18 protein-coding genes and 1 riboswitch are annotated in these 24,608 nt (G+C 72.4%); of the genes, 8 read left to right on the top strand and 10 right to left on the bottom strand.

All coding sequences use genetic code 11. From position 1 onward, the window contains the following. Positions 1 to 139: 139 nt before the first annotated feature. Positions 140 to 1,954 carry a TIGR03767 family metallophosphoesterase gene (locus tag ACFY0T_RS22135; RefSeq protein WP_388873071.1) on the bottom strand — a complete coding sequence of 605 codons (1,815 nt, stop codon included), beginning with the start codon at positions 1,952 to 1,954 and terminating at the stop codon, positions 140 to 142. Between the two features lie 112 nt (positions 1,955 to 2,066). Beyond that, positions 2,067 to 2,258, top strand: a riboswitch (cobalamin riboswitch). Positions 2,259 to 2,670: 412 nt separating this feature from the next. Here ACFY0T_RS22135 and ACFY0T_RS22130 point away from each other — a divergent pair. After that, the gene (locus tag ACFY0T_RS22130) at positions 2,671 to 3,387 is read left to right on the top strand and encodes a hypothetical protein (protein WP_388873068.1); all 717 of its coding nucleotides are present in this window, start codon (positions 2,671 to 2,673) and stop codon (positions 3,385 to 3,387) included. After that, positions 3,384 to 3,926, top strand: a complete 543-nt coding sequence (locus ACFY0T_RS22125) for a SixA phosphatase family protein (RefSeq protein ID WP_388873065.1) — start codon at positions 3,384 to 3,386, stop codon at positions 3,924 to 3,926. Before ACFY0T_RS22130 ends, ACFY0T_RS22125 begins: the two co-directional genes overlap by 4 nt. Before the next feature lie 33 nt (positions 3,927 to 3,959). Here the strand turns inward: ACFY0T_RS22125 and ACFY0T_RS22120 are convergent, their stop codons facing one another. Continuing rightward, positions 3,960 to 5,951 (bottom strand): amino acid transporter, encoded by a 1,992-nt coding sequence (locus ACFY0T_RS22120; RefSeq protein WP_388873062.1) that lies wholly within the window; start codon positions 5,949 to 5,951, stop codon positions 3,960 to 3,962. 352 nt (positions 5,952 to 6,303) lie between these two features. Between ACFY0T_RS22120 and ACFY0T_RS22115 the strand changes: the two genes are divergently transcribed. The 3 genes from ACFY0T_RS22115 (at position 6,304) to ACFY0T_RS22105 (ending at position 11,309) form a co-directional block, all read left to right on the top strand. Next, positions 6,304 to 6,930: a YigZ family protein gene (locus tag ACFY0T_RS22115; protein ID WP_388873059.1), complete on the top strand. Its 627-nt coding sequence runs from the start codon at positions 6,304 to 6,306 to the stop codon at positions 6,928 to 6,930. Between the two features lie 70 nt (positions 6,931 to 7,000). Next, positions 7,001 to 8,164, top strand: coding sequence for an exonuclease SbcCD subunit D (locus ACFY0T_RS22110; protein ID WP_388873056.1), 1,164 nt, complete (start codon positions 7,001 to 7,003; stop codon positions 8,162 to 8,164). A gap of 142 nt (positions 8,165 to 8,306) precedes the next feature. Continuing rightward, entirely contained in the window at positions 8,307 to 11,309 is a 3,003-nt protein-coding gene (locus ACFY0T_RS22105; RefSeq protein WP_388873053.1) for an AAA family ATPase, read from the top strand. Between the two features lie 67 nt (positions 11,310 to 11,376). Here the strand turns inward: ACFY0T_RS22105 and ACFY0T_RS22100 are convergent, their stop codons facing one another. Beyond that, the gene (locus ACFY0T_RS22100) at positions 11,377 to 11,823 is read right to left on the bottom strand and encodes an Lrp/AsnC family transcriptional regulator (RefSeq protein ID WP_388873050.1); all 447 of its coding nucleotides are present in this window, start codon (positions 11,821 to 11,823) and stop codon (positions 11,377 to 11,379) included. A gap of 161 nt (positions 11,824 to 11,984) precedes the next feature. Here ACFY0T_RS22100 and ACFY0T_RS22095 point away from each other — a divergent pair, with 161 nt between their 5' ends. Then, on the top strand, positions 11,985 to 12,503 hold the full coding sequence (locus tag ACFY0T_RS22095; protein WP_388873047.1) for a rhodanese-like domain-containing protein: 519 nt from the start codon (positions 11,985 to 11,987) through the stop codon (positions 12,501 to 12,503). A 216-nt stretch (positions 12,504 to 12,719) separates the two neighbouring features. Here the strand turns inward: ACFY0T_RS22095 and ACFY0T_RS22090 are convergent, their stop codons facing one another. After that, on the bottom strand, positions 12,720 to 13,517 hold the full coding sequence (locus ACFY0T_RS22090; RefSeq protein WP_388873044.1) for an ATP-grasp domain-containing protein: 798 nt from the start codon (positions 13,515 to 13,517) through the stop codon (positions 12,720 to 12,722). A gap of 77 nt (positions 13,518 to 13,594) precedes the next feature. On the opposite strand from ACFY0T_RS22090, the gene ACFY0T_RS22085 reads away from it, so the two are divergent. After that, entirely contained in the window at positions 13,595 to 14,110 is a 516-nt protein-coding gene (locus ACFY0T_RS22085) for an immunity 21 family protein (protein ID WP_388873041.1), read from the top strand. A 27-nt stretch (positions 14,111 to 14,137) separates the two neighbouring features. On the opposite strand, the gene ACFY0T_RS22080 is transcribed toward ACFY0T_RS22085, so the two are convergent. The 3 genes from ACFY0T_RS22080 to ACFY0T_RS22070 form a co-directional block, all read right to left on the bottom strand. Beyond that, a complete protein-coding gene (locus tag ACFY0T_RS22080) occupies positions 14,138 to 15,031 on the bottom strand; it encodes an ATP-grasp domain-containing protein (protein ID WP_388873038.1) in 894 nt (297 codons plus the stop codon). A gap of 207 nt (positions 15,032 to 15,238) precedes the next feature. Further along, on the bottom strand, positions 15,239 to 16,930 hold the full coding sequence (locus ACFY0T_RS22075) for a DUF885 domain-containing protein (protein WP_388873034.1): 1,692 nt from the start codon (positions 16,928 to 16,930) through the stop codon (positions 15,239 to 15,241). 32 nt (positions 16,931 to 16,962) lie between these two features. After that, entirely contained in the window at positions 16,963 to 17,490 is a 528-nt protein-coding gene (locus tag ACFY0T_RS22070; protein WP_388873031.1) for an Lrp/AsnC family transcriptional regulator, read from the bottom strand. A 60-nt stretch (positions 17,491 to 17,550) separates the two neighbouring features. On the opposite strand from ACFY0T_RS22070, the gene ACFY0T_RS22065 reads away from it, so the two are divergent. Further along, positions 17,551 to 18,750 carry a trans-sulfuration enzyme family protein gene (locus ACFY0T_RS22065; protein ID WP_388873028.1) on the top strand — a complete coding sequence of 400 codons (1,200 nt, stop codon included), beginning with the start codon at positions 17,551 to 17,553 and terminating at the stop codon, positions 18,748 to 18,750. Positions 18,751 to 18,903: 153 nt separating this feature from the next. Here ACFY0T_RS22065 and ACFY0T_RS22060 read toward each other — a convergent pair whose 3' ends face one another. The 3 genes from ACFY0T_RS22060 to ACFY0T_RS22050 form a co-directional block, all read right to left on the bottom strand. Further along, positions 18,904 to 20,355 carry a GNAT family N-acetyltransferase gene (locus ACFY0T_RS22060; RefSeq protein WP_388873025.1) on the bottom strand — a complete coding sequence of 484 codons (1,452 nt, stop codon included), beginning with the start codon at positions 20,353 to 20,355 and terminating at the stop codon, positions 18,904 to 18,906. A gap of 135 nt (positions 20,356 to 20,490) precedes the next feature. Then, positions 20,491 to 23,142 carry a DUF6493 family protein gene (locus tag ACFY0T_RS22055; RefSeq protein ID WP_388873022.1) on the bottom strand — a complete coding sequence of 884 codons (2,652 nt, stop codon included), beginning with the start codon at positions 23,140 to 23,142 and terminating at the stop codon, positions 20,491 to 20,493. After that, positions 23,139 to 24,545: an SWIM zinc finger family protein gene (locus tag ACFY0T_RS22050; RefSeq protein ID WP_388873019.1), complete on the bottom strand. Its 1,407-nt coding sequence runs from the start codon at positions 24,543 to 24,545 to the stop codon at positions 23,139 to 23,141. The genes ACFY0T_RS22055 and ACFY0T_RS22050 overlap by 4 nt, the downstream gene beginning before the upstream one ends. Between the last annotated feature and the right edge of the window lie 63 nt (positions 24,546 to 24,608).

Below are 24,608 nucleotides of genomic sequence, written 5' to 3'. Positions count from 1 at the left end.
AAGCCGACCGACGTCGGCCGCCCGTGGACATGCCGTGCGTCCTCCGCGGCATCAATCGCGGCCAGGTGCTCGTTCAGCTCAACGCATGCGTATGTCCACGGATGCTCGGCGTCACGGATGCTCAGGGGAACAGCGTGCGTCACAGCCTGAATCCCAATAGCTCCGTGTTGCGGTCACGGGCACGGCCCGCCCAGCCCTCCTGGACGCCGGCCGCCATGCCCTCGGCCAGGCCGGGCGCGTTGTACGCCAGCTCCCGGTACAGGGAGGCGAGACCCACCGCCGACAGGTCGTCGAAGTCGGGGGCGGTGCGGTGCGGGGCGGCCGACTCGATGAGGGTGGTGAAGAGGGAGAGCGTGCCGTCCCCGTTGTCGGCGAGTTCGAACAGGCGGGCGTGGTGCGGATAGTCCACGTGGGAGGCGGTGTTGACCTCCCAGAAGGAGCGGGCGGGCGTCGCGTGCGCGTGCGGGGTGATCCGGTTGACGTGGCTGTGGCCGTTGATCCACGCGACCACGTTCGGGAACCGGCTCAGCAGGGCGATGATCTCCGCTCCGTCGTGACGCGGCTCGTCCGTGCGGGCCGCGTCGGGACGTCGGGTCATGCTCGGACTGTGGTGGTGGCTGAACACCAGGAGATGGGCGTCGTGGGCACCGGGATTGCGCACGAGGCGGCCGTCCGCGTCGTAGGACCGGGAACTGTGCGCGGCCAGCGTCCGTTCCAGCCAGCGGAGTTGGTCGGTGTCGAGCGAACCCTCGTAGTGGCCGCTGCGGTACGTCGTGTCGATGCTGATGCCGATGACGTTCTCGGCGACCTGGAAGGTGTAGTACATCCGCTCGCCGTCCAGATGATTCTGCGTGTAGCCGTGTCCGACCGGGCCGGCCCCGGCATGGGCGGGGTCGAGATGCGCGGCCAGATAGTCGTGCGGGGTGCACAGCCGGCGTCGCTCGTCGGCCGTCACGGTCCGGGCCGAGGCGGCGTGCCTGCTCAGGATCGCCTTGAGCACCTCGCTCTTGGGGTCGTCGCCCGTGCGCATCGCGTTCGCGTAGGCGGCGGCGTCCGCGCCCGGGACCGACAGCAGCTTGCGGGAGCCGGCGGCGACGTCGTTCAGCGCGGGTGAGAGACAACCGCCGGGCAGCGCGTCGTGGTTGCCGACCGTGGAGTACCACGGGATGCCGAGCCCCGGGCTGGTCACCGGCCGGGTCGCGGCGTCGAGGAAGCCGGGGATCAGGGGCAGCCCGCGCCGCTTGTCCAGGTCGCGCAGGGCCGCGTCGTCCGGGTGCCAGTACAGGGGCAGCCCGGAGTTCTGGACCCCCTCGTACGCCGTTGGGTCACCGGTGTCGGGTGTGATCCGGCCGCCGCTCATCAGCGTGAGGAACCACTCCAGCTCGATCACGGAGTTGTTGTCGAAGTTGTCGCCCGTCGTCATCACGAACGCGGGCGGCAGACCGGTGTGCGGGCCCCCGCCGAGCGCGTTCACCTGCTCCACCAGCGCGACCGCGCCCGCCACGGTCAGCGCCTCCTGCGGACGCCACGCGGTGGCCGTGCGCGACCGCAGGAACTCCGTACGCAGCGGGTTCTGTACGTCGGTGAGGTGCAGGTCGGTGAACTGGACGAAGCAGGCCAGCGGGGTACGCCGGTCGTCGCGGCCGCTGCGAGGAGGGGCGAGTTCTCCCCGTACGGTCAGGGGCCAGCCGGGCCCCGAGACCAGTCGCCGGAAGGCGCCGGGGTGCGCGGCACCGCCGAGGCGGGCGGTCGTCTCCAGGGTGGTCGTCGCGTACGGTGCCGGCCGCCTGATGGTGCGGGCCGGCTGTCGGGCGACATCCCGTACGGCGGGGGACCGGCGCTGACGCGGCAGGAACGCCCCCGCCGTCCCGGATGCCCCGGCTGCCACGGCGGCGCCGGAGGTCAGCAGAAATCGACGGCGGTTGATGGTGGACGCTGGTTCGGTCCCGGCCATGGGGCAGCCCTCCGGTGCCTCCGAGTGACTCACTGAGCGGAACCACTCATTCAGGGCTCGGGGGCCCATGCGTGGCGCTGCCATGAACGCCGCGTGATGGCTTGCCGAAGCCAGTCGAACCCATGTACGTGGCCCCCTCTGTGAGGCCATGGACGCGGGTCAGGGAATCCGGTGCGAATCCGGAGCTGACGCGCAGCGGTGAGGGTGACGGGCGGGCATCGGCCACTGGACCCATGGAGTCCGGGAAGGCGCTTCGTCCGGGTGACCCCGAGTCCGAGACCTGCCGGCGGCTTCCATGGTCGTACGACGGCGGGGAAGCACCGTACGACCGGGCTCCGCGCTTGAGCCCTCGACGACTGGGGAACTCTCCGTGCCGTTCGCACCCCTGGCCCGCCATGCCGCCCTGCTCACCTCGGGCGCGCTGCTCCTGACCGGCTGCGGATCCGGCCCGTCCGCCGCGAGGTGCTCACCGAGGAGCTGATCGCGAAGGTGTACGGGGTATGGGCCGCCCTCACGCCTTCCGGGCCCGAAGACGGCCCGTACGTACGGTACTTGGGGACGGTGGGCTGAGCCTGCCGTAGGCAGATCCGCGCGGTCGCCGTGTCCTCCCCGGGTGCGGGTCCAGGGACCGATCCGCAGATCTTGAAACACGTACACATGTCCGGAATGGGCCCCACCTCCCTGCGCCCGGCCTCCGGCCCGCCTACGCTCACCTCGTGCTCCGTATCATCGACGCCCGAACGGGCGAGCCCACCGACGTCGCCCGCGCCCGCCGCAGCCTGGTCCGCGTCCACGCACGCGCGTCCGGGTTCGACACCACGAGCCTGCGGGTGCTCCTCGTCGCCGACCTCCTCGTACGGGCCCTGGAACTCGGCGGCACACCCGTCTGGGCGACCTTGAGTGCCGCGGCGGACCCGGCGGAACTCCGGGCGGGTGCCGCGGCGCTCGGAATCCGGCCGTTCGAGGACCACCGCGACGCCGCGACGGGCCCGGGCGAGGCGCAGACCATCGACGTACTCACCCAGGAGGCGGAGGGTGCGGCGACGGGCGGAGTGTGCGTCGCGGTCGCGCCGGTGGAACCCGCAAGCGGTCCCGTGGACGCCATCGTCCTGCGGCTGGCCCTGCTGGCGCACCGCAGGGACGAGCCGCTGCGGCTCGACGCGGGCACCCTGGGGGACGCCGACGACACACTCACGCGCTGGCGCGCCGCGGTCGCGGCCTGGGCGACCCAGCCGTCCCGGCCCGTCCCCGAGGACGTACGCCAACGGCTGCGCGCCGCCTGGGAGGACGACCTGGACGTACCTGGCGTCCTGCGCGTCCTGCGCTGGGTGGAGACCTCCGACGTGCCGGACGGCGCCCGCTTCGAGACGTACGCCTACGCGGACCGTCTCCTCGGGCTCGAACTCACCCGAGAGATCGGGGCGTCGCTGTGATGGCGCGCGCCGGAGCCGGCCCGCTGCGCAGACTGGTCGTCCTGAGGCACGCCAAGTCCGCCTGGCCCGACGGCGTGGCCGACCACGAGCGGCCCCTCGCGCCGCGCGGCCGCCGCGACGCCCCGGCGGCCGGGCGCGCGCTCGCCGGGGCCGACTGCCTGCCCGACCTGGCGCTGTGCTCCACCGCGGTACGCGCCCGGCAGACCTGGGAGCTGGCCGCGGCCCAGTGGGGCACCCCGCCGCCCGTACGGCTCGACCGGCGGCTGTACGGCGCGGACGTACCGGAGTTGCTGGAGGCGGTGCGCGAAGTCCCGGACCAGGTACGGACGTTGCTGCTGATCGGGCACAATCCGGGCCTGGAGGAGCTGGTCCTCGAACTGGCCGGGGACGGCCTGGACGACGCGCTGGAGGACGTACGGACGAAGTTCCCGACCTCGGCCGTCGCGATCCTCGCCTGGCACGGCACCAGCTGGCGGGAACTCGCCCCCGGCACGGCCCTGTTGACGGACATGATCGTGCCGAGGGGCAAGAAGTCCTGACCTACCGAGCCGAGCGGAAGGAAGCCCCGGCCCTCAGCCGACGTGGACCCGGGGCCTGCGCTCCGGGTCGGGCTCGGCGCGGCGGAGCACCTCGCGGGTGACCGGGGCGACCTCGCCGTCACCGAAGACGAGGAAGCGGACGAGGTGGCTCAGCGGGTTGCCCTCGGTCCAGTTGAAGTAGGCGTTCGGGACCTGGCCGGTGCGCTCGCGCAGCTGCATGAGCACGGCGGCGATGGTGTTGGGCACGGTCGCGCCCTGCACCCGCAGCCTGCGCACCCCGTGTTTCTCGTCGCCGTGCACCGCCAGGTCGGCCGTGAAGTCCGAGGAGTCGGTCACGAAGACCTCCAGGAACAGCACGGGACGGCCGTCGGGGATGTGGGTGCGCTCGCGCTGGCTGTACTCCTTGGCGCGGTACTCTCGGGTGCTGTGCTCCTGCGGCTCGTTGGCGATCAGCTGCAGGGGCCCGCTCGCCGCGGCTTCGTCGATGAACCGTGCCGCCGCCTCGTCGAACGTGACCTCGGCGGCGCGCAGTTCGAAGGCGCGGCGCACCCGCGACGCGAACGAGGTGCACAGGATGGCGACGATGAAGATCAATGCGATCTTGAGACCGTCGGGTCGCTCGATGACATTCGTGACCAGCGTGTACGCGAACACCGCGCTGATCGTGCCGAAGCCGATCGCGGCGCCCCGCCGGCCCCGCTGGTGCACGGCGACCGTCGAGGCGAAGGACGCGGAGAGCATCAGGACCAGCACACCGGTCGCGTACGCGCCGCTCTGGTCGTCGACGTTCGCGTTGAACCACAGCGTGATGAAGACCGCGGCCGCCATGAAGACCAGGACCAGCGGGCGCACGGCGCGGGTCCACTCCGGGGCCATGCCGTAGCGCGGCAGATAGCGCGGTACGAGGTTGAGCAGCCCGGCGAGCGCGGAGGCGCCCGCGAACCAGAGGATCGCGATGGTCGAGAGGTCGTAGACCGTGCCGAAGGCCTCGCCCAGGTGCTCGTGCGCGAGAAACGCGAGAGCGCGCCCGTTCGCCGAGCCGCCGCTCTTGAACTCGTCCTGGGGGATCAGGATCGTCGTCGCCAGGCTGGACAGCAGCAGGAAGCCGCTCATGATCACGGCGGCCGTGGTGAGCAGCTTGCGGGTGTCACGGATCCGGCCCGTCGGCTTCGCGTACGTGTCCGTCGGATCGCCCTTGACCTGCGGCATCACCGCCACACCCGTCTCGAAGCCGGACATGCCGAGCGCCAGCTTGGGGAAGACGAGGAGCGCCACACCGATCATCGCGAGCGGCGAGGAGTGCTCGGCCGTCATCGCGTCGGTCCAGTCGCCGATCTTGACCGGATGGCTCAGCACCTCCCAGGCGGAGACGGCCAGAACGACGACATTGAGGGTGAGATAGGTCGCCACGAGCGCCACGGCGATGCCGATGGCCTCCTTGAAGCCCTTCAGGAAGACCGCACCCAGGGCGGCGACCAGCAGGAGGGTGATCCAGACGTTCCCGCCGTGCATCCAGTGCGGAGCGAAAGGATTCTCCACCACGTGCGCGGAGGCGTCCGCAGCCGACAGGGTGATCGTGATCAGGAAGTCGGTGGCGGCGAAGCCGAGCAGTACGAGAACGAAGATCTTCCCCGCCCACCAGGGCAGCAGCCGCTCCAGCATCGCGATCGAGCCCTCGCCGTGCGGGCTCTCGTGCGCGACCCGGCGGTAGACCGGCAGCGCGCCGAGCAGGGTCAGCGCGATCAGCACGAGCGTCGCGAGAGGGGACAGCAGTCCTGCCGCGAGTGCGGCGATGCCCGGCTGATAGCCGAGCGTGGAGAAGTAGTCCACGCCGGTGAGGCACATGACCCGCCACCACTTGTGGCCCTGGTGTTCGGCGTCCGGGGTGGCGTGCGGACCCGGGTGACGGGCCGACCGCTCGTTCAGGCCCTCCAGGAGCCACGCCCGCCAGCGGGACGTGGATACGGAGGGCCCCGGTTCGTCGGGCTCCGCGGCGTCCTTACTCTCCACCTGGGTGCCGGTCATGCTGCGATCTCCCTGCGATCGGTAGGGCCCCACAGGGCCGGTCGTCTGATCCGGCCTGGGGCCTTTGGGCAACGAGGAGCGAGTATCCACCACACCCTCACCGGCACCCTCGCCGGGGCGACCGCTTGATCGTCACGCGCACCCTTCGCCGGGGGCGACCGCGCGATCGGCACACCCACCATCGCGCGGGGCGACCGCGTGACCGTCATCCGCATCGCCGTCTGCGCGACCGCGTGATCCGCCCGCCCACGCTCGCCGGGGCGGCTGCCCGACCCCTGCCGCACCCTCGCCCGGGCCACCGCATGGGGATCCGCCGTCCTCCACGCGCGCGTGGAGCACATAGGCTGACGTGATGCAGGACGAGTACCGCACAGTGGCCCGCGAGGGCGTGCACGAGACCGAGGTCAACCGCTCCCGCTTCCTGTGCGCCCTCGCCCCGGCCGCCACCGAGCAGGAGGCGCAGGACTTCATCGCCGGCGTCCGCAAGAAGCACGCGGACGCCACGCACAACTGCTACGCGTACGTCATCGGCGCCGACGCCGCCGTCCAGAAGGCGAGCGACGACGGCGAACCGGGCGGCACCGCGGGCGTCCCCATGCTCCAGATGCTGCTGCGCCGCGACATGCGCTACGTCGTCGCCGTCGTCACCCGCTACTACGGCGGGGTCAAACTGGGCGCGGGCGGACTGATCAGGGCGTACGGCGGCTCAGTGGGCGAGGCGCTCGACGCGCTCGGCACGATCACGCGTAAACGCTTTCGCCTGGCCACGGTGACGGTGGACCACCAGCGGGCCGGCAAGGTGCAGAACGACCTGCGGTCCACCGGGCGCGAGGTGCGTGACGTTCGTTACGACGAGGCGGTCACCATCGAGATCGGGCTGCCCGACGCCGACGTCGACGGCTTCCGGGCGTGGCTCGCCGATGCCACCGCAGGGACGGCCGGGTTCGAACTGGGTGGAGAGGCATACGGGGACGCGTAGGCGGGGCAGCACGGGCCGATACGGGAGTAGCCGCCCGTGATGTCCGACCCGCCCGTTAGTCTCGGGGATCATGAGGCTTCTGCACACTTCCGACTGGCATCTCGGCCGGGCGTTCCACCGGGTGAACATGCTCGGCGCCCAGGCCGAGTTCATCGGCCACCTCGTCACGACCGCGCGCGAGCGCGCGGTGGACGCGGTGGTCGTGTCGGGGGACGTGTACGACCGGGCGGTGCCCCCGCTCGCCGCCGTCGAGCTCTTCGACGACGCCCTGCACCGGCTGGCCGACCTCGGTGTGCCCACGGTGATGATCTCCGGGAACCACGACTCGGCCCGCCGTCTCGGTGTCGGTGCGGGCCTCATCGGGCGCGCGGGCATCCACCTGCGCACCGCGGCCTCGGCGTGCGGCACACCCGTGGTGCTCCCCGACACCCACGGCGACGTGGCCTTCTACGGCCTGCCGTATCTCGAACCGGCCCTGGTGAAGGACGAGTTCGGGGTGGAGAAGGCCGGACACGAAGCCGTGCTCGCCGCCGCCATGGACCGGGTCCGCGCCGACCTCGCCACGCGCGCGCCGGGCACGCGTTCCGTCGTGCTCGCCCACGCCTTCGTCACCGGCGGCGCGGCCAGCGACAGCGAGCGGGACATCACCGTCGGCGGAGTCGCCTCCGTGCCCGCCGGGGTCTTCGACGGCGTCGACTACACCGCGCTCGGGCATCTGCACGGCAGCCAGACCATCACCGAGCGCGTGCGCTACTCGGGCTCCCCGCTGCCGTACTCCTTCTCGGAGGCCGACCACCGCAAGAGCATGTGGCTCGTGGACCTGGGCCCCGACGGTTCCGTGAGCGCGGAGCGGATCGACTGCCCCGTCCCCCGGGCGCTCGCCCGTATCCGGGGGCACCTGGAAGACCTGCTCGCCGATCCGCTGCTGGAGCGCCACGAGGAGGCGTGGGTCGAGGCGACGCTCACCGACCCGGTGCGCCCCGCCGACCCGATGGCGCGGCTGAGCGAGCGCTTCCCGCACACGCTCAGCCTGGTCTTCGACCCGGAGCGGGCTCCCGAGGACCCGGACATCTCCTACGCCCGGCGTCTGGCGGGCCGCAGCGAACAGCAGATCGCGGAGGACTTCGTGGCCCATGTGCGCGGTGCGGGCCCCGACGCACACGAACAGGCCGTGCTGCGGGACGCGTTCGACACCGTCCGCGCCGACGAGGCGGTACGGGAGGTCGCCCGGTGACGCGACAGCTGCCGAACGGTGCGGTGGCGGCTGCCGGGCACGGAGGTCGCCCGGTGACATCACGCGCACTGGACTCCAAGAAGCCCCGATGCCTTCCGCACTCGCAGAAGGCCCGACCTCTGCTGGACTTCGAGGGGATCCGATGAGACTGCACCGCCTGGACATCACCGCCTTCGGGCCCTTCGGCGGCGCCCAGAAGGTCGACTTCGACGACCTGTCCGCCGCCGGGCTCTTCCTGCTGCACGGGCCGACGGGAGCGGGCAAGACCTCCGTCCTGGACGCCGTCTGCTACGCGCTGTACGGGGCGGTCCCCGGCGCCCGCCAGAGCGGCCAGGGCCTGGGCCTGCGCAGCGACCACGCCGCACCTGCCAAGCGCACCGAGATCCGCCTCGAACTCACCGTTGCCGGACGCCGGTTGGAGATCACCCGGCAGCCGCCCTGGGAGCGTCCCAAGAAACGCGGTGCCGGCACGACGACCGAGAAGGCGCAGAGCTGGCTGCGCGAGTACGAGGCGTCGGCGGGCTCCTGGAAGGACCTCAGCCGCTCCCACCAGGAGATCGGCGAGGAGATCACCCAGCTGCTCGGCATGAGCCGGGAGCAGTTCTGCCAGGTCGTGCTGTTGCCCCAGGGCGACTTCGCGCGCTTCCTGCGGGCCGACGCCGAGGCGCGCGGGAAGCTCCTGGGCCGCCTCTTCGACACGCACCGGTTCGCCGAGGTCGAGAAGCGCCTCGCCGAGCGACGCCGGGCGGCCGAGGCCGAAGTGCGCGCCGGGGACGCGGCGTTGCTGGCCGACGCGCACCGGATGCAGCAGGAGGCCGGGACCAGCGTCGAGGTGCCGCTGCCCGACCTGGCACCCGGCGATCCGGGCCTCGCCGAGTCCGTCCTGACCTGGGCCGCCGTCGCCCGCAGCACTGCCCGTGAACGGCTCACGATCGCCCACTGCGCCCGTATGGCCGCCGAATCCGCGCAGGCCGCCGCGGACCGCGTACTCGACGACGTACGCGAAGTGGCCCGGCTGCAGCGCCGGTTCGCGGAGGCGCGGGAGAGCGCCGCGCGCCTGGAGGAGCGGGCCGACGCCCATCGGGAAGCCCAGGCGCGGATGGAGCGTGCCCGCAAGGCCGAGGCGGTGGCCCCCGCGCTCGACCTTCGTGAATCCGCCGAGGCCGAGCACCTGCGCGCGGCGGACGGCGAGGCACACGCGCGTGCTGCCCTCCCGGAGACCTTCGACGACTCCGGCGCGCCCGGACTCGCGGCGGCGGCGCGCAAGGCGGCCGAGGAGCTGGGCGGCCTGGAGTCGGCGCGCCGCGCCGAGCGGCGGCTGGCCGAACTCTCCAAGGAACGCGCCGACTTGGACCGCCAGGAGCGCGCCGACGACGACGTCCTCCAGGAGGCCGAGAGCTGGCTGGCCACCTGGGAAGCGAACCGCGCCGGTATCGAGGCGCGGATCGAGTCCGCGCAGGAGGCCGCGACGCGGGCCGAGCAGCTTTCCGTCCAGCGCGAACCGGCGCTCAAGCGGCTCAACGCGGCCCGCCAGCGTGACCAGTTCGCCCAGGACACGGACGACGCCCACGCGCGGGCCCTCGCCTCGCGCGAACGCGCCACGGAGGCGCGCGCCCACTGGCTCGACCTGAAGGAACAGCGCCTCAAGGGCATCGCCGCCGAACTCGCCGAGGGCCTCGTCGACGGCGCGCCCTGCGCCGTCTGCGGCGCCACCGAACACCCCGTGCCCGCGCGGAAGGTCGCCGGACACGTCGACCAGGAGGCGGAGGAGCGGGCCCTCGACGCGTATCAGCGCGCCGACGAGCGGCGCACCGAGGACGAGCGGCGGCTCGGCGTCGTACGCGAGGCGCTGGCCGCCGCGACCGCTGAGGCGGGCGACACGCCCACCGCACAACTTGCCGAGCAGGTCGAGGAGTTGGAGCGGGCACACGCCGAGGCCCGCGCCACCGCTTCCGGGCTGCACGCCGCGCGTGAGGCGCGCGAACAGGCCGAGCGCGAGCACGAGCGACGGCTCGCCGCCCAACAGGAGGCCGCCCGCCGCGTCGCGTCGCGGGCCTCGCTCAGGGAGGCGCTGGACCGCGAGAAGGCGGGCCTGGAAGGGGAGTTGGAGCAGGCGCGGGGCGCCGCCGGAAGCGTATCCGCGCGGGCCGCGCAGCTGGAGCGGCAGGCCGCGCTGCTCACCGAGGCCGCCGAAGCCGTCCGCGCGGCCGAGGACACCGCCCAGCGCCTCAAGGACGCCGACGCGCGACTCGCCGACGCGGCCTTCCGCGCCGGGTTCGACACGCCGCAGGCGGCGGCCGCAGCGCTGCTCGACGGCGCGGCTCATCGGGAGCTCCAACGGCGGCTCGACGCCTGGCAGTCGGAGGAGGCGGCGGTGCGGGCGGTACTCGCCGAAGCCGACACGGCGGCCGCGGCCCAGCAGCCGCCCGCCGACCTGCGGGCCGCGGAACAGACTGCCGAGTCCGCCGCCCGGCGTCTGCGGGCCGCCGCCTCCGCGCAGGACGCGGCCGCCCGCCGCTGCGCCGAACTCGACGGGCTGTCCGCGCGCGCGACCAGGGGAGTACGCCGTCTGGCGCCGCTGCGCGAGGAGTACGACCGCGTGGCCCGCCTGGCCGGGCTCGCCGCGGGCACGTCGGCGGACAACGAGCGCAAGATGCGCCTGGAGTCGTACGTCCTCGCCGCCCGCCTGGAGCAGGTCGCCGCCGCCGCGACCGTACGGCTGCAGCGCATGTCCTCCGGGCGCTACACCCTCGTGCACTCCGACGACCGCGCGGGCCGTGGTCGCAGCGGGCTCGGACTGCATGTCGTCGACGCCTGGACCGGCCGGGAGCGCGACACGGCGACGCTCTCCGGGGGCGAGACGTTCTTCGCCTCCCTCGCGCTGGCCCTCGGCCTCGCCGACGTCGTCACGGACGAGGCCGGTGGCGTACGGCTCGACACGCTCTTCATCGACGAAGGTTTCGGCAGCCTCGACGACCAGACGCTCGACGAGGTCCTCGACGTCCTCGACTCACTGCGGGAGCGCGACCGCAGCGTCGGCATCGTCAGCCATGTCGCGGACCTGCGCCGGCGCATCCACGCCCAGCTGGAGGTGGTGAAGGGGAGAACGGGGTCGGTCGTACGACAGCGGGGCGTCTCGGACTGAACCGGCCATGAGCAGTCCGTGACCAGGTCGATTACCAGGCCCTGACCAGGCCCTGACCAGGCTCGACTCAGTGGCCCAGCGGGCGTCGGGGCAGCGGCGAGGAGTAGACGACGCTCGTCGTCACCGAGCCCAGGGCGCCGATCCTGCCCGAGACCTCCTCCAGGTGGCTCATCGAGCGCGCCGCGACCTTGATGACGAAGCAGTCGTCGCCCGTGACGTGGTGCGCCTCCAGGATCTCGGGCGTCGCCTCGACGAGATCGTGGAACGGCTTGTAGTTGCCGTTGGGGTACCTGAGCCGGACGAACGCGAGGATCGGCAGGCCCACGCTCTCCGGGGCGACGACGGCCGCGTACCCCTGGATGACGCCCGCCTCCTCCAGACGGCGCACCCGCTCGGTGACCGCACTCGCGGACATGGAGACAGCCCGGGCCAGCTCGGCGAAGCTGGACCGGCCCTCCCGCTGGAGGACATCGAGGATGCGCCAGTCGGTGGCGTCCGGGGAATACGCGGTCATGTGCGATGGATAGCAGGGAAATCCCCGGCCGATCAAGAGCGATGCCGTGGATCGTCACTTCAGGAAGGGGATCACCAGACGTAGATTTCTGGCCAGGACACCCCGTGCGGCCGGTGCGCAGAAGGCGTCGGTTCGGCGGGGCAGGGAGGGAAGGCCAGACCATGACTGTGACCGCTGACACCACTGTGACCAGCGACTCGGCCCGCGCCGCGACCGTGACGAACCCGGTGCTGCGCGTCGCCCCGGCATCCCCGGCCGCAGCCGCCGCCTACTTCGGCGCGAGCCTCGCCTTCCACGCCGACGTGTCCGATGTCGCCGCCGCCCTCGCCGCCGACGGCGACCCCGGCTTCGTCGTCCTCGACTCCCGCTCCACCGAGTCGTGGGACCAGGGGCACATCCCGGGCGCGATCCACCTGCCCACCGCGCTCATCCCCGAGCAGGCCGAGCAGCTCCTCGACAAGTCGGTGCCGGTCGTCACGTACTGCTGGGGCCCCGGCTGCAACGGCGCGACCCGCGCCGCCCTCGCCCTCGCCGAACTCGGCTTCCAGGTCAAGGAGATGCTCGGCGGCTTCGAGTACTGGGCGCGCGAGGGCTTCGCGTACGAGACCTGGGAGGGGCGTGAGCGGCGCGACGCGGACCCGCTGACGGCGCCGGTCGACGCGGAGGACTGCGGCTGCTGAGCCCGGCAGGCGGGCCCGGTCTCAGCCGCGTACGACCTCGGGTCTCGGATCCAGTCCCGGAGGTCCCGGAGATCCCGGAGGTCCTGGAGGTCCTGGAGGTCCTGGAGGTCCTGGAGGTCCTGGAAGTTCCGTGCGGCCTGGGTCTCGGATTCAGTCGCGTAAGTCCCGTACGGCCTGGAGCCTCGGATCCGCTCGCGTACGACCCCGTCCTCCGATTCAGTCGCGTACGACCTCGGACACCGAGCGCAGGAAGGCGCGGTCCGCCTCGGTGAACTCGGCGACCGGGCGGGCAGCGCGCAGCACCACGTCGAGGGCGGCGTCGGGATCGCAGGCGTAATGCCCGCTCGCCCAGGCGGCGTTGGCCTCGACGACGGCCCAGCGCGCGGTGTCGCCGGCCGGCAGGCCCACGTCCACCACGACGGCACTCGGCAGGCCCACCTCGGCGAGGCGCGCGGCGAAGGCCAGCACCTCGTCCCTGCGGGGGTCGTCGTCGAGCGGTGCGACGTCCAGCGCGCCCCGCTCGAAGTACCGGCTCCCGGTGCGGACTTCGCCGTCCAGGAGGAAGAGCCGGTACTCGACCGTGAACGTCACGATGTCGCTCACGAGGACGGGCGTGTCGTCGTCCACCGCGTCCGGTCCCGGCAACCGGCTGCCGTCCGGGTAGACCCGCGCCGGGAAGCTCTTGTCGTTGGGCGGCTTCACGAACGCCGGACGCCGCAGCTGCCGGGCCTCGGCGACGGTGCTGAACTCGATGTCCCTGCCGGTGAGTTCGTACGGCAGCCGGGCCAGCCAGTCCGGCGGCGCCTCAAGGAGACCGAGCCCCAGCTCCCCGGCGACGGCGTCCGCGAACAGCGGCCCGGCGTACAGCGTCGCTCCCCGCGTCCCCCGCCACTCGTCCGGCACCCGCCAGTCGCGCAGCGTCTCGACATGGATGCCACGTCGCCGCGCGGCGTCGGCCAGCGCGTGACCGGTCGCGGTGACGCGCGGGGAGAGGAAAAGGGTTCGGGTGCTCATGGGTGTCGAGGGTCGCGTATCGGACAGGGGTGGGGACACCGAATTTCCCGCGGATCCCCGCCGTGTAGCTTCTGCGCATGGCCAGATACGCGGACCCAGGTGCGGTCGAGTGGGTGGAGTCGGGCGGCGGTCCGCTCATAGCGATCCCGGAAGTCGTGCTGCCGTTCTGGGCGGGGGCGGACGGCGACGACCTGTCCTCCGACTATGACCGGGCCTGTGACGTGGACGGGTTCATCGGCCTCGTGCCCGTCGGCGACACCAGAGCCCTGGTTCTCGGGGACGAACCCGCCTCGACCTCCTACCTCCCCGAGCACGGCACCTTCGTACGGTGGTGTGCCGCCGAGTCAGAGGACGAACTGCTCTCCGGCGTCCCGGCGGCGCTCGAAGCCGCGGTGTGGGAGCCGGAGGTGCAGTGGAACGTGCCCGGTCCCGTGGTCCTCTTCGACGCGGCCTGGCTGGGCACTGATTTGGAGCGCACGGACCACCTGAGGGTCGACCTGGAGCCGGGGCGGTACGCGGTGCGCGCGGCCTACGTGGAGCCGGGGCCCGAGACGTGGATGGGCCTCGTACAGCTGCGCCGGCTGACGCGGTAAGCCGTAGCTGACGCGGTAAGCCACGGTTCAGCGACCCGAAGGGCGGCCGCCGCCGTCAGTGACGGCGGCGAGGGCCTCGACCAGCGGGCGGACGTCCGCACCGCGCGGCACGCCGCTCACCTGCCCATCACCCACCTCCACCACACGCCACTCCCCGTCCTCGCGCAGCGCGAGATCGGTCGTCACGAAGCGGCAGTCCAGCGCGGCGACGCACGCCCGCACGGCGTCGAGGCCCGGCACGGGACGGTCGTCCGGGGTGTCGGGGTGTGCGGTGACCAGGACCGCCGCACCGTCCACCCACCACACGCGCGCCTCACCGCCCCGTACGAACCGCTCGTACGCGCGCACCACCAGACCGCCCGCGAGCGAGTCCCCTTGGAGCGCGAAGAGCCGCTCGACCACGGCCGACAGGTGCCGGAGGTCGCTCAGGCGGGGCACGAAGCAGGCGTCGTCCCACTCGTACTTGCGGGACTTCACATAGTCCTTGACGATTCCGGCCACGGCGTCGAGGTCCGCCGTGAGCTCGGACAGCTCCATCCAGGTGGGCGGTTTGCCGGGTTCCGCGGCCCTCCACACGCTCGGCGGTGTCAGCGTCTCGAACACCCCGTACCAGCCGGGGAGTTCATGTGCGCGGCGATAGCGCGCGGCCGATGTGAACAGCGAGCAGCCACGCCGCCGGAGCGCGCGCTCCAACTCCTCGTAACGCTCTACGGGGATCATCCAGCCCCGGTACCAGTACGCACCCGACTCCCGGGGTACCCGCCGTACGGCCTCAACGGCGTCCCCGGCGAGCAGCGCGTCGTGATCGAGCAGCGCGAGGTCCGCGCCCACCGAGCGCAGGGCCGCGACGTCGTCGGCGAACGCCGGGTCGGGGCGAGTGGTGTGCAGCGGATCGCCACAGACGAGGAAACGTGTGGTCATGAGGGCATCAGCTCAGCGGGTGAGGGCAACTCAGGGGTGAGGGCATCGGCTCAAGGGCGAAGGCATCGGCCCAAGGGTGAGCGCATCGGCTCAAGCGTGAGCGCTTGGCGGGCCGGCGCAGGCCGCGCCGGGCCGTGTGTCGTTCGGCGGCCGGGCTCGGACGTGGACGCGCGTCGTGCGTCCGAGCCCGGCCGCCATCGCTGGTCGTCAGAGCTGGGACAGCTCGTCCACCAGGTCGTCCAGGCCCAGCGAGCCCTGTGAGAGGGCCGCCATGTGCCAGGCCTTCGCGTCGAAAGCGTCGCCGTGGCGCTTCTTCGCGTTCTCGCGGCCCAGCAGCCAGGCACGCTCGCCGAGCTTGTAGCCGATGGCCTGGCCGGGGATGGTGAGGTAGCGGGTCAGCTCGCTCTCCACGAAGTCGGCCGGACGGCTGCTGTGCGCGCCGAAGAACTCCTGTGCCAGCTCAGGGGTCCACCGCTCGCCCGGGTGGAAGGGCGAATCGGCCGGAATCTCCAGTTCCAGGTGCATGCCGATGTCGACGATGACCCGGGCGGCGCGCATCATCTGCGCGTCGAGGTAACCGAGCCGCTGCTCGGCGTCCGTGAGGAAGCCCAACTCGTCCATCAGGCGCTCCGCGTAGAGCGCCCAGCCCTCGCAGTTGGCGCTGACCCGGCCGACTGTGGCCTGGTAGCGGGAGAGGTCGTCGACGATGTACACCCACTGCGCGAGCTGCAGATGATGCCCGGGGACGCCCTCGTGATACCAGGTCGAGACGAGGTCGTAGACGGGGAAGCGGGTCTGCCCCATCGTGGGCAGCCACGTGCGGCCGGGCCGCGAGAAGTCCGCCGACGGCGCGGTGTAGTAGGGGGCCGCCGCGCCGCCCGGGGGCGCGATGCGGGACTCCACCTTCCGTACCGGTTCGGCGAGTTCGAAGTGTGTGCCGTCCAGGGCCTCGATCGCCTCGTCCATCAGGCCCTGGAGCCAGGCCTGGACCTCGTCGACGCCCTCGATGTGTTTGCCGTGCTCGTCGAGGTGGGCGAGGGCCACCCAGGGGGTCTCGGCACCGGGCAGGATCTTCTCGGCCTCGGTCTTCATCTCGGCGAGCAGCCGGTGGTACTCGGCCCAGCCGTACGCGTACGCCTCGTCGAGGTCCAGATCCGTACCGTTGAAGTACCGCGCCAATCGCGCGTACCGCTCGCGGCCCACCGTGTTCGGCGCGCCCTCGACGGTGGGCGCGTACACGGCGGTCATCCAGTCCCGCAGGGCCACGAGGGCCTCGGTGGCGGCGCGGGCGGCCGTGTCCAGCTCGTCGCGCAGCGCGTCGGGACCCGCCGACGCGAAGTCCTCGAACCAGCCGCGGCCCTGCCCGTCCGTGTCCGACCACTCGGTGAGCTGCTCGATGAAGGTCGCGGTCGGACGCGGGCCCGCGTACAGCTTGCGCTCCAGGCCGAGGGCGAGGGATGCGCGGTACCCCTCCAGCGCGGCCGGCACCGCGCGCAGCCGCTCGGCGATCGCGGCCCAGTCCTCGTCCGTCTCGGTCGGCGTGAGGGTGAAGACCTGGCGCACGCCGTGCGCCGCCGTGTGCAGGTTGCCGACCGAACGCAGTCCCTCACCGGCCTCGTGGACGGCGAGTTCGGCGGTGAGTCGCTCGCGCAGCAGCCGGGCGCAGCGGCGCTCTATGTCACGGTCCGCGCCGGGCTGCCGCTCCGCCTCGTCCAGCCGCGCGAGCGTCGCCCGCGCCAGCTCCGCGACGGCCTCCTGGCCGGCGGGCGAGGTGTCGGGGAGCTTGCTGTAACTCTCCTTCACACCGAGGTACGTACCGAGGACCGGGTCGAGGGCGATGAGGTCGTCGACATAGGCGTCGGCGACCTCGCGGGGCAGCGGGCTCTTCGTCTCTGACATGCACACATCCTCATACGGGGATGTGGTCGGCGTCAGCAGGATTCCGCTGAGGGCTTCGCCGGGAGCGGCTTGGCCGGGTGGGGGTCCCGTTGGGGCGGCAGCAGCGGGCCGCAGTCCCACTGCTGGAAGATCAACCGCGTCTCGACCCGCGCCACCTCACGCTGCGAGGTGAACTCGTCGAGCACCAGCCGCTGCAGATCCGCCATATCCGCGACCGCGACATGCACGAGGTAGTCGTCGGGTCCGGTGAGATGGAAGACGGTACGGGACTCCGGCAGCGCCCGGATCCGCTCCACAAAAGGCCCCACCAGCTCCCGCCGATGCGGCCTGACCTGCACGGACAGCAACGCCTCAAGACCCCGCCCCAGCTTCGCCGGGTCCAGCCGCAGCTGATGGCCGAGAATCACTCCCGCCCGCCGCAGCCTCGTCACCCGGTCCAGGCAGGTCGACGGCGCGACCCCGACCTGGGCCGCGAGATCGCGGTACGTCGTCCGTGCGTCGTTCTGCAACAGCCGCAACAGATGGAGATCCACCGGATCGAGTACGACGGAATCGGCCATGGCGCGAACGTAACACGGGATTCCGTCCTCCGGCCCCGGCCGGTGTTCAGGATCCTGGCCATGGAATCCGTGGTGTACGACTCATACGACGCACAGGACGACCTGAACGGAACCGGCCAGGTCCGCGCCGCGCTCGCGGCCCGGGCGCTCGCCACCGAGGCCGTGCACGCCGGGCGGGAGGATCTCGCCGCGCAGGGGCTGCACGCGGCACCGATCGATCTGTCCACGACCTATCCCTCGTACGACAGCCGTGGTGAGGCCGCCCGGATCGACGCGTTCGCGTCCGACGGCGCCGAACCGGAGGGTCCGCCCGTCTACGCGCGGCTCGGCAACCCGACCGTCGCCCGCTTCGAGACCGCCCTCGCGCGCCTCGAAGGCACCGAGAGCGCGGTCGCGTTCGCGAGCGGCATGGCCGCGCTGAGCGCCGTACTGCTGGTACGGAACGCCATGGGCCTGCGCCACGTCGTCGCTGTACGCCCCCTGTACGGCTGCAGCGACCACCTGCTCACGGCCGGGCTGCTCGGCTCGGAGGTGACCTGGGTCGACCCGGCGGGCATCGCGGACGCCATCCGCCCCGACACGGGCCTGGTGATGGTCGAGTCCCCGGCCAACCCGACGCTCGCCGAACTCGACCTGCGGGCCGTCGCGCACGCCTGCGGTTCCGTCCCGCTCCTCGCCGACAACACCTTCGCCACACCTGTGCTGCAACGCCCGGCCGAACACGGCGCCCGCCTGATCCTGCACAGTGCGACCAAGTACCTGGGCGGGCACGGCGACGTGATGGCCGGAGTGGTGGCCTGCGACGAGGAATTCGCCCGGCGGCTGCGCCAGGTGCGGTTCGCGACGGGGGGTGTCCTGCATCCGCTGGCCGGCTATCTGCTGCTGCGCGGCCTGTCGACCCTGCCCATACGGGTCCGGGCGGCGTCCTCTAACGCCGCGGAACTGGCCCGCCGTCTCACCGCCGACCCGCGCGTCGCCCGCGTCCACTATCCGCGCATCGGCGGCGCCATGATCGCCTTCGAGGTCCACGGCGACCCGCACGACGTCATCACCCGGGTCCGTCTGATCACCCCCGCCGTGAGCCTCGGCAGCGTCGACACCCTCATCCAGCACCCGGCCTCCATCAGCCACCGCATCGTGCCCGCACAGGACCGCCACGACGCGGGCGTCAGCGACCGGCTGCTCAGGCTCTCGGTGGGGCTGGAGGACGTGGAGGACCTTTGGGGCGACCTGGATGGGGCCTTGGGAGGTGTGGGGTAGCAAGCGGAGCGGGACCTGCTTGGGGGCGTGGGGTGGCGAGCGGAGCGGGACCTGCTTGGGGGCGTGGGGTGGCGAGCGGAGCGGGACCTGTCGGTGGTCGAGAGGGTGGGCCCCAGGCGGCGCGAGACCGACCGGGGCCCAGCCCCCTCCGAACTAGTCCCGCACCACGTGCTCTCCCCGCTGCCCGTCGTCATACGGCAGTCGCGAAGCCACCGGAGTCGCCTCCAGGCGGGCGGTGATGACCAGGGTGCCCTCCTCGATCTGGTAGTCGAGCGGGAGGCCGAGGCCCCTCATGGCGGCGACCATGCCGGTGTTGGAGGCCTGCGTGACGGCGTACACGCTGGCGCAGCCGGCCTCGACGGCCATCGTCACGAGGCGGCCGAGCAGTTCGCTGCCGATGCCGTGCCGCTGCCAGTCGTCCTCGACGAGGAGCGCGATCTCCGTCTCGTCGCCGTCCCAGAGAAGGTGGCCGAGCCCGACGATGCGCCCGGATGCCGTCTGCACGGCGAGGGTCCGGCCGAAACGGGGGCTGAGCAGGTGGTTGAGGTAGCGGTCCGCGTCGCCGACCGGGCCGTGGTAGCGCATGCTCAGCGTGCGGGACGAGCAGCGCTCGTGCATCGCCTTGGCGGCCTCGACGTCGGAGACATCGGCGCGCCGCACGGTGATGGCCTTGCCCTGAGGCAACGTCAACACATCCTGGCTGCGCGGGATCCGCGGACCGAGCCGCGCGTCCAGCTCCACCAGCGCCCGCGCCCGCGCGAACTCGGTCGGCGTGAACGGCAGATACGGCCGCTCCACCGTGATCACCCCACCCTCCGGCGCCCGCAGCCGCATCACCGTGTCCTCCAGCGCCCCCTCCACGGGAGCACCCTCCTCCGCCCGCCCGGAACCCGGGGACTTGGCGGGCAGCGAGCGGATGGTGCAGCGGCCGAGCAACTGCCGCAGCGCGAGCGGCAGTTCCGCGGCGTCCAGGGCGGTACGGGTGGCCAGGCCGAGCACCCGTGTCGGCGCGTCCACCAGGTCGTGGGCATCGGCCCGCTCGATCCAGGTCTCGGCGCCGCCCGCCTGCGACACCGCGCGGGTGACCTCGGAGGCGGCCAGCTCCGCGGGGGCGCGCAGCAGGAACTCGTCCACCGTGCCCTCCGCCAGCGGGTGCGTCTGCAGGCTCAGGATGTCGACCTGCCGCTGCGCCAGCGCCGTGCACAGCGCTGCCAGCGAACCCGGCGTGTCCTTCACCGTCGTCCGCATCCGCCACAGCACGGTCGACCCGTCGACGCTCTCCGGCGTCGCACCGGATTCCCCGGATCGCTCGGACTGCCCGGCCGATCGCCCGTCGGCGAGCGGCCGGGTGCCGGTATCGTCCGCCGGCGGTGCGTGACCGTGGCGTCGTGCCCACCATGTGTGGAAGCCGGCCGTGGCGATCAGGGTCACCGCCGAGATCACCAGCAGGGCGGGCCCGTCCGGGCCGTGCCCGATCAGGTTGGCGACGGCGTCCGCGACCGCAACGGCCGTGAACAGCGCGGCGAGTTCGACGACGTCCCGCCGCCAGTGGTGGACGGGGCGACCGTGCTTCGCACGCGTCACATCAGACATGTCTGGAGTCATGCAACCACTGTGAAGGAAGGGTGTTGCGTGATCACGAACGCTTTGTGACTGATCGGTTAAGTGTCATTCTGCCCCTTTTGTAGTTCTTTTTACGAGTCTTTTGCTTGGGTTGGACGGGTGGGGTGACGCCCCTGGTCAGGCCGCCGCCCCCTGCGTCAGCGCGGTCCGCAGCCGACGAGCCTGAGTCACCACCTTGGACGAGCCGCGCCGCCCAGCCGCCTGCGCGAGATGAGCGAGATCACCGCGCGCCCCGGACCGCTCGGCGCAGTCGGCCGCGACGGCCAGCAGATCCCCGAGCCCGCGCGCGGGCGTACCGGTCGCCGCGTCGGTCGCGAGGTCGGCCAGCAGGATCGGCAGCGCCTCGCGGAGCACCGACCAGACCGTCGCGTTCGCGCCCGTGGCCGCCGCCGTCCGTATGGAGTCGGCCAGCCGCAGCGGCTTCACGGCCCCTCGGCGCACCAACTGCCCGAGGTCGTCGCCGAGCCGCCCCGCGTCGAGTTGCCCGCGCGCGGCCAGGACCAGCAGGGCGTCCACGGCGCAGAGCCGGTCCTCCGTGTGCCGCGCGCCGAGCCCGTACGCCACGCACAGGTGCAGGGCCTCGCCCGCCGTACCGTCGGCTTCGGCGAGCACCGGCAGAATCGCGGCTCCCCGCCGGCTGTCGTCCACGGCGACCGAGGAGAGGTCGCCCAGCACGCGTGCCGCCACCAACTCCCGCCGTCCGGGCACCACGGCCGACCAGTGCTGCCGTTCCGCCGCGTCCCAGTGCGGGCAGTACCAGCGGTCCTTGAAGACGGACAGTGGACGCCCCAACCGGCGGAACTCCGGCGGGAACTGTCCCTGTATCTCTTCGAGTTCACCGAGTTCCAGCAGGATGCGGACGCCGGAGGTCCGCCGTCGGCTCATGGGGAGTTCCGGCCCCTCGGCGGTGAGCCACTGGGCCAGCCGGTACCCCTCAGGTGTGCCGAGGGCGCGGGCCCGCACCGCCGCTTCCGCCGCCGTCGCACGGTCGTCCCGCCGCACTCTCAGCAACGCCTGCGCGAAGTCGGCCGCCCCCGGCCGGGCATCGAGCCGCCGGTACGCCGTGAGGCGGGCGACCAGTTCCTCCGCCTCCAACAACCCCGTGTCCCAAGTGGGTGTGGCCAGCAGGAACGGAAGTGGTTCGGTACGGACCCGGTAGGCCGCCTCCCACAGGCGCGCGTCGAAGGCGCGCGACAGAGCGGTGTGCTGGCAGCCGCCTCTCGTCGTCCCCTGTTGGACCGCCGCGTGAAGGATGTCCGTACGCACATGGCCGAGCAGGGTCGCGAGGACGACCTCCAAGCCGTACGGCGCCTCGCGGAAGTAATCGTCCACGTTCTGGTAGTGCGGGTCGGCATTGATCCACCAGCGTCGGGTGACCACCGGGCGCAGGGCCTCGACCAGGCCGTCGCGATCGTCGTGCGCATGCCGGACCAGACCGTCCAAGGTGCGCTCGAAGGCCGCCACGTCGCCGCCCGACGCCAGCAGGGCGCCGACCTCCTCGGCCAGTTCGGCCGCCGACACCGGTGCCGGAGCCAGCCGTGTCCGCTCCGGCGCGGGCGGCAGTACCTCTTCGTGGGCCACCGGCGCGGAGCCCAGTGCCCCGGCGCCCAGCAACCGCTCCGCGTGGATCCGCACTCCGGGGCTCAACTGGGCGGCTGCCTCGGCGAGTTGATCGCGGTCTCCGCCCGAGACGTCGAGCCTGGCGAGGTAGCGCTCCACGAGCTTGAGCGCACGCTCCTGGACCTCCGTTTCCTCGTGCCCGAAGGCCTGTGCCACGGCGGGCAGCAGTTCGCCCGCTGTGGACGGATCGCGCTTGAGTACCTTGCCCAGGAGGATGAGCTGCGCCCGTACGAGCTTCTTCTCGGTGCGGAAGAGCACGCCGGACGACATCTCGGCGAGCTGTCGGGGCGTCAACTCGCCGTCCAGCGCGAGGGAGGCGAGGACCGACTGGGCGTGCCACGCCACCGTCGACATCGCCTCGGAGGCGAGCGCGATCCAGTCGGCGGAGCGCTCCCGCTCCTCGTCCCGTGTCAGCTCGAAGCAGGTCAGCAGCTTCAGGAACACCCGCTGGTCCGCAGGGGCACCGCCGCGCAGCAGCCGGGCGACACAGGCGTCGACCATCACCTTGCGGTCGAGGGTGCCCTCCCTGGTCAGCTGCGCGAGGGCGTTGTACCAACTGCCCGGCCCGTCGCCGAACAGCCAGGCCACCCGGCCGGTCACTTCCAGGGACTCGAAGAGCGCGGCGATCATCTGGGTCAAGTGCGGCTCCTGGCGCAGCCGCTTCACCACGGTGCCCCCGTGGTGCCACGTACCACCGATGTGTTCGAACCAGCCCTCCACATAGGCGTCGGTGGTGGGTACCTCACATCCGGCCAGCTGCACGAGCCCGGCCAGCAGTGCATACGGGATCCGGGACGTGGCCGGCCGCTCGGCGAGCCGGTGTGCCACATCGCCGAGCCATGCGGACTCGCGGTCGCCCAGCACATGGAGTAACACGCCCGGGGAGGCCGGGGACCAGCGCAAGTCGGCTGCCGCGATCCAGGTCGCCGCGCCCGCGGCGCCCGTGTGGCAGGCGGCTCCTGCCGCGTGCAGCGCGGGATAGGCCTTGCGGGACGATTCGCTCCACTGCGCGGTGCGCAACTCCTTTCGGAGTTCCTTCAACGCGGGCAGACAGGCCCGGCGTTCGGAGTCCGTCATCCCGTCCAGGAGACCAGCGGCCTCCACCGTCTGTCCTGCCCGTACCGCCTTCAACAGCGCTTCGCCGCTCATCGCACATCGCCCCCGTCGACCAGAACCTCTTCGTGTCTTGCCCGCGCTCCGCGCCGCACCATCCGCACCGCCAGCGCGTGCTTGCAGGGCCCACGCCCTCCGCGGTACTTCGCCCACCACAGGCAGGAGCAGCTCAGCGTGCCCGCCTCGTCGCGGACCCGGTGCACATGTCCGTCGTCCGCGGTCACCGTGCCGAGCGCGCCGTCCAGGGCGACCGCTCCCGCGGCGACCAGTGCGCGGGCCGAACGCAGCCGCGGGTTGTGGCGCTCCACGCGCTCGGCGTCGTAGGGCAGTTCGCGGTGGAAGTACGCCGCCTCCGCCGTGTCGTACCCCACGCGCCCCGACGTGCCCAGCCGGACCAGGGCGGCCCGCACCCGCTCGGCCGGCAGGCCGGATGCGGCGGCCAGCTCGCCGACGTCGATGCGCGGCTCCCACGCCAGGAGCACGGCGATCAACTCCGCGTCCTCGGCGGCCTCGTCGGTGGCGAGGGCGTCCAGTACGCCGCCCTCCCCGGAGAACCCGCGTGAGGCGTCCGGCGACAAGGTGAGCGTGAGCCGCATGCCGGGCAGGACGGCCTCCCAGGCGCCTGCCATGGTGGCTTCACCGGCGACCGGAGGTCCGTACACCCGCAGGGCCGTCGCATGGCGCAGCACCCGCTGCAGGGCGATCAGCCGCTCCGGACCGGGCAGGCACACCGCCCCGGGCACCGGCCGGGTCGTCGGTCGCAGGCCGCGCCCGGCGGGCACCACCCACTGCGCGCCCCGCGAGGCCCCCCGCGCGGTGCCGCGCGGAAGCGAGCGCAGGAACCGCACGGCCTCGGTCGCCGGCAGCTCGGCCCGCAGGTCGAACCCGGCCGCTATCACCTGCGCCTCGGCGAAACCGCGCAGCCAGCGGTCGGGCAAAGGCACCTTCTTCTCCACCACAGGGCCATCCACCGTGGTCACGGCCATCTCGTCGGGGCCGACCCGAAGGTGCAGCGGATCGTCCGTGCCGATGCGCGAAAGCGCCTCGCGCAGTGGGTTGTTGACGTCGACGTTGGTCGTCCCGTGCCCCACCTCGCCGCCGTCGAGGCCCGCCGTCAGCACGTCCAGGCGCGCGTACACCCCGCCGCAGCCGGAGAAGGACTCGAAGCGGAGCCGGTCGCCGTTGCCCGTGACCACCGGGTCCAGTGAGGCGCGCAGCTGCCGCTGGTAGTAGCGGGCCGCCGCGGCGTCGGCGACGGCGAGCAGCCCGGCGGCGGCCACCTGAGGTGACGTCAAAAAGCCCGCGAAAAACCGCGGATGGTCCTCGAACCCCGTGGGTGTGGCACCCCGCGAGGTCTCAAGTCCCAGGCGCCGTCCGCCCGGTGCGGATTCCAGCGCGGAGGATCGGGTGTAGGCCACGGCCTGCAGAGATCGCGTCATGGAAAAACCGTAGAGGCGGCCACTGACAATCGGCTCTGACCTGCGGGAACCAGCTTGCGAGCA

This window comes from Streptomyces sp. NPDC001530 (genome assembly GCF_042894545.1).
GTDB lineage: Bacteria > Actinomycetota > Actinomycetes > Streptomycetales > Streptomycetaceae > Streptomyces.
The sequence above is the reverse complement of the archived record's forward strand: the minus strand, read 5'-3'. Positions and strand labels throughout refer to the sequence as shown.

Bases quoted from the DNA above. Each gene is read 5' to 3' on its own strand.
- ACFY0T_RS22135 (WP_388873071.1), bottom strand. From the start codon at position 1,954: ATGGCCGGGACCGAACCAGCGTCCACCATCAACCGCCGTCGATTTCTG.
- ACFY0T_RS22120 (WP_388873062.1), bottom strand. From the start codon at position 5,951: ATGACCGGCACCCAGGTGGAGAGTAAGGACGCCGCGGAGCCCGACGAA.
- ACFY0T_RS22115 (WP_388873059.1), top strand. From the start codon at position 6,304: ATGCAGGACGAGTACCGCACAGTGGCCCGCGAGGGCGTGCACGAGACC.
- ACFY0T_RS22110 (WP_388873056.1), top strand. From the start codon at position 7,001: ATGAGGCTTCTGCACACTTCCGACTGGCATCTCGGCCGGGCGTTCCAC.
- ACFY0T_RS22105 (WP_388873053.1), top strand. From the start codon at position 8,307: ATGAGACTGCACCGCCTGGACATCACCGCCTTCGGGCCCTTCGGCGGC.
- ACFY0T_RS22100 (WP_388873050.1), bottom strand. From the start codon at position 11,823: ATGACCGCGTATTCCCCGGACGCCACCGACTGGCGCATCCTCGATGTC.
- ACFY0T_RS22095 (WP_388873047.1), top strand. From the start codon at position 11,985: ATGACTGTGACCGCTGACACCACTGTGACCAGCGACTCGGCCCGCGCC.
- ACFY0T_RS22090 (WP_388873044.1), bottom strand. From the start codon at position 13,517: ATGAGCACCCGAACCCTTTTCCTCTCCCCGCGCGTCACCGCGACCGGT.
- ACFY0T_RS22085 (WP_388873041.1), top strand. From the start codon at position 13,595: ATGGCCAGATACGCGGACCCAGGTGCGGTCGAGTGGGTGGAGTCGGGC.
- ACFY0T_RS22080 (WP_388873038.1), bottom strand. From the start codon at position 15,031: ATGACCACACGTTTCCTCGTCTGTGGCGATCCGCTGCACACCACTCGC.
- ACFY0T_RS22075 (WP_388873034.1), bottom strand. From the start codon at position 16,930: ATGTCAGAGACGAAGAGCCCGCTGCCCCGCGAGGTCGCCGACGCCTAT.
- ACFY0T_RS22070 (WP_388873031.1), bottom strand. From the start codon at position 17,490: ATGGCCGATTCCGTCGTACTCGATCCGGTGGATCTCCATCTGTTGCGG.
- ACFY0T_RS22065 (WP_388873028.1), top strand. From the start codon at position 17,551: ATGGAATCCGTGGTGTACGACTCATACGACGCACAGGACGACCTGAAC.
- ACFY0T_RS22060 (WP_388873025.1), bottom strand. From the start codon at position 20,355: ATGACTCCAGACATGTCTGATGTGACGCGTGCGAAGCACGGTCGCCCC.
- ACFY0T_RS22055 (WP_388873022.1), bottom strand. From the start codon at position 23,142: ATGAGCGGCGAAGCGCTGTTGAAGGCGGTACGGGCAGGACAGACGGTG.
- ACFY0T_RS22050 (WP_388873019.1), bottom strand. From the start codon at position 24,545: ATGACGCGATCTCTGCAGGCCGTGGCCTACACCCGATCCTCCGCGCTG.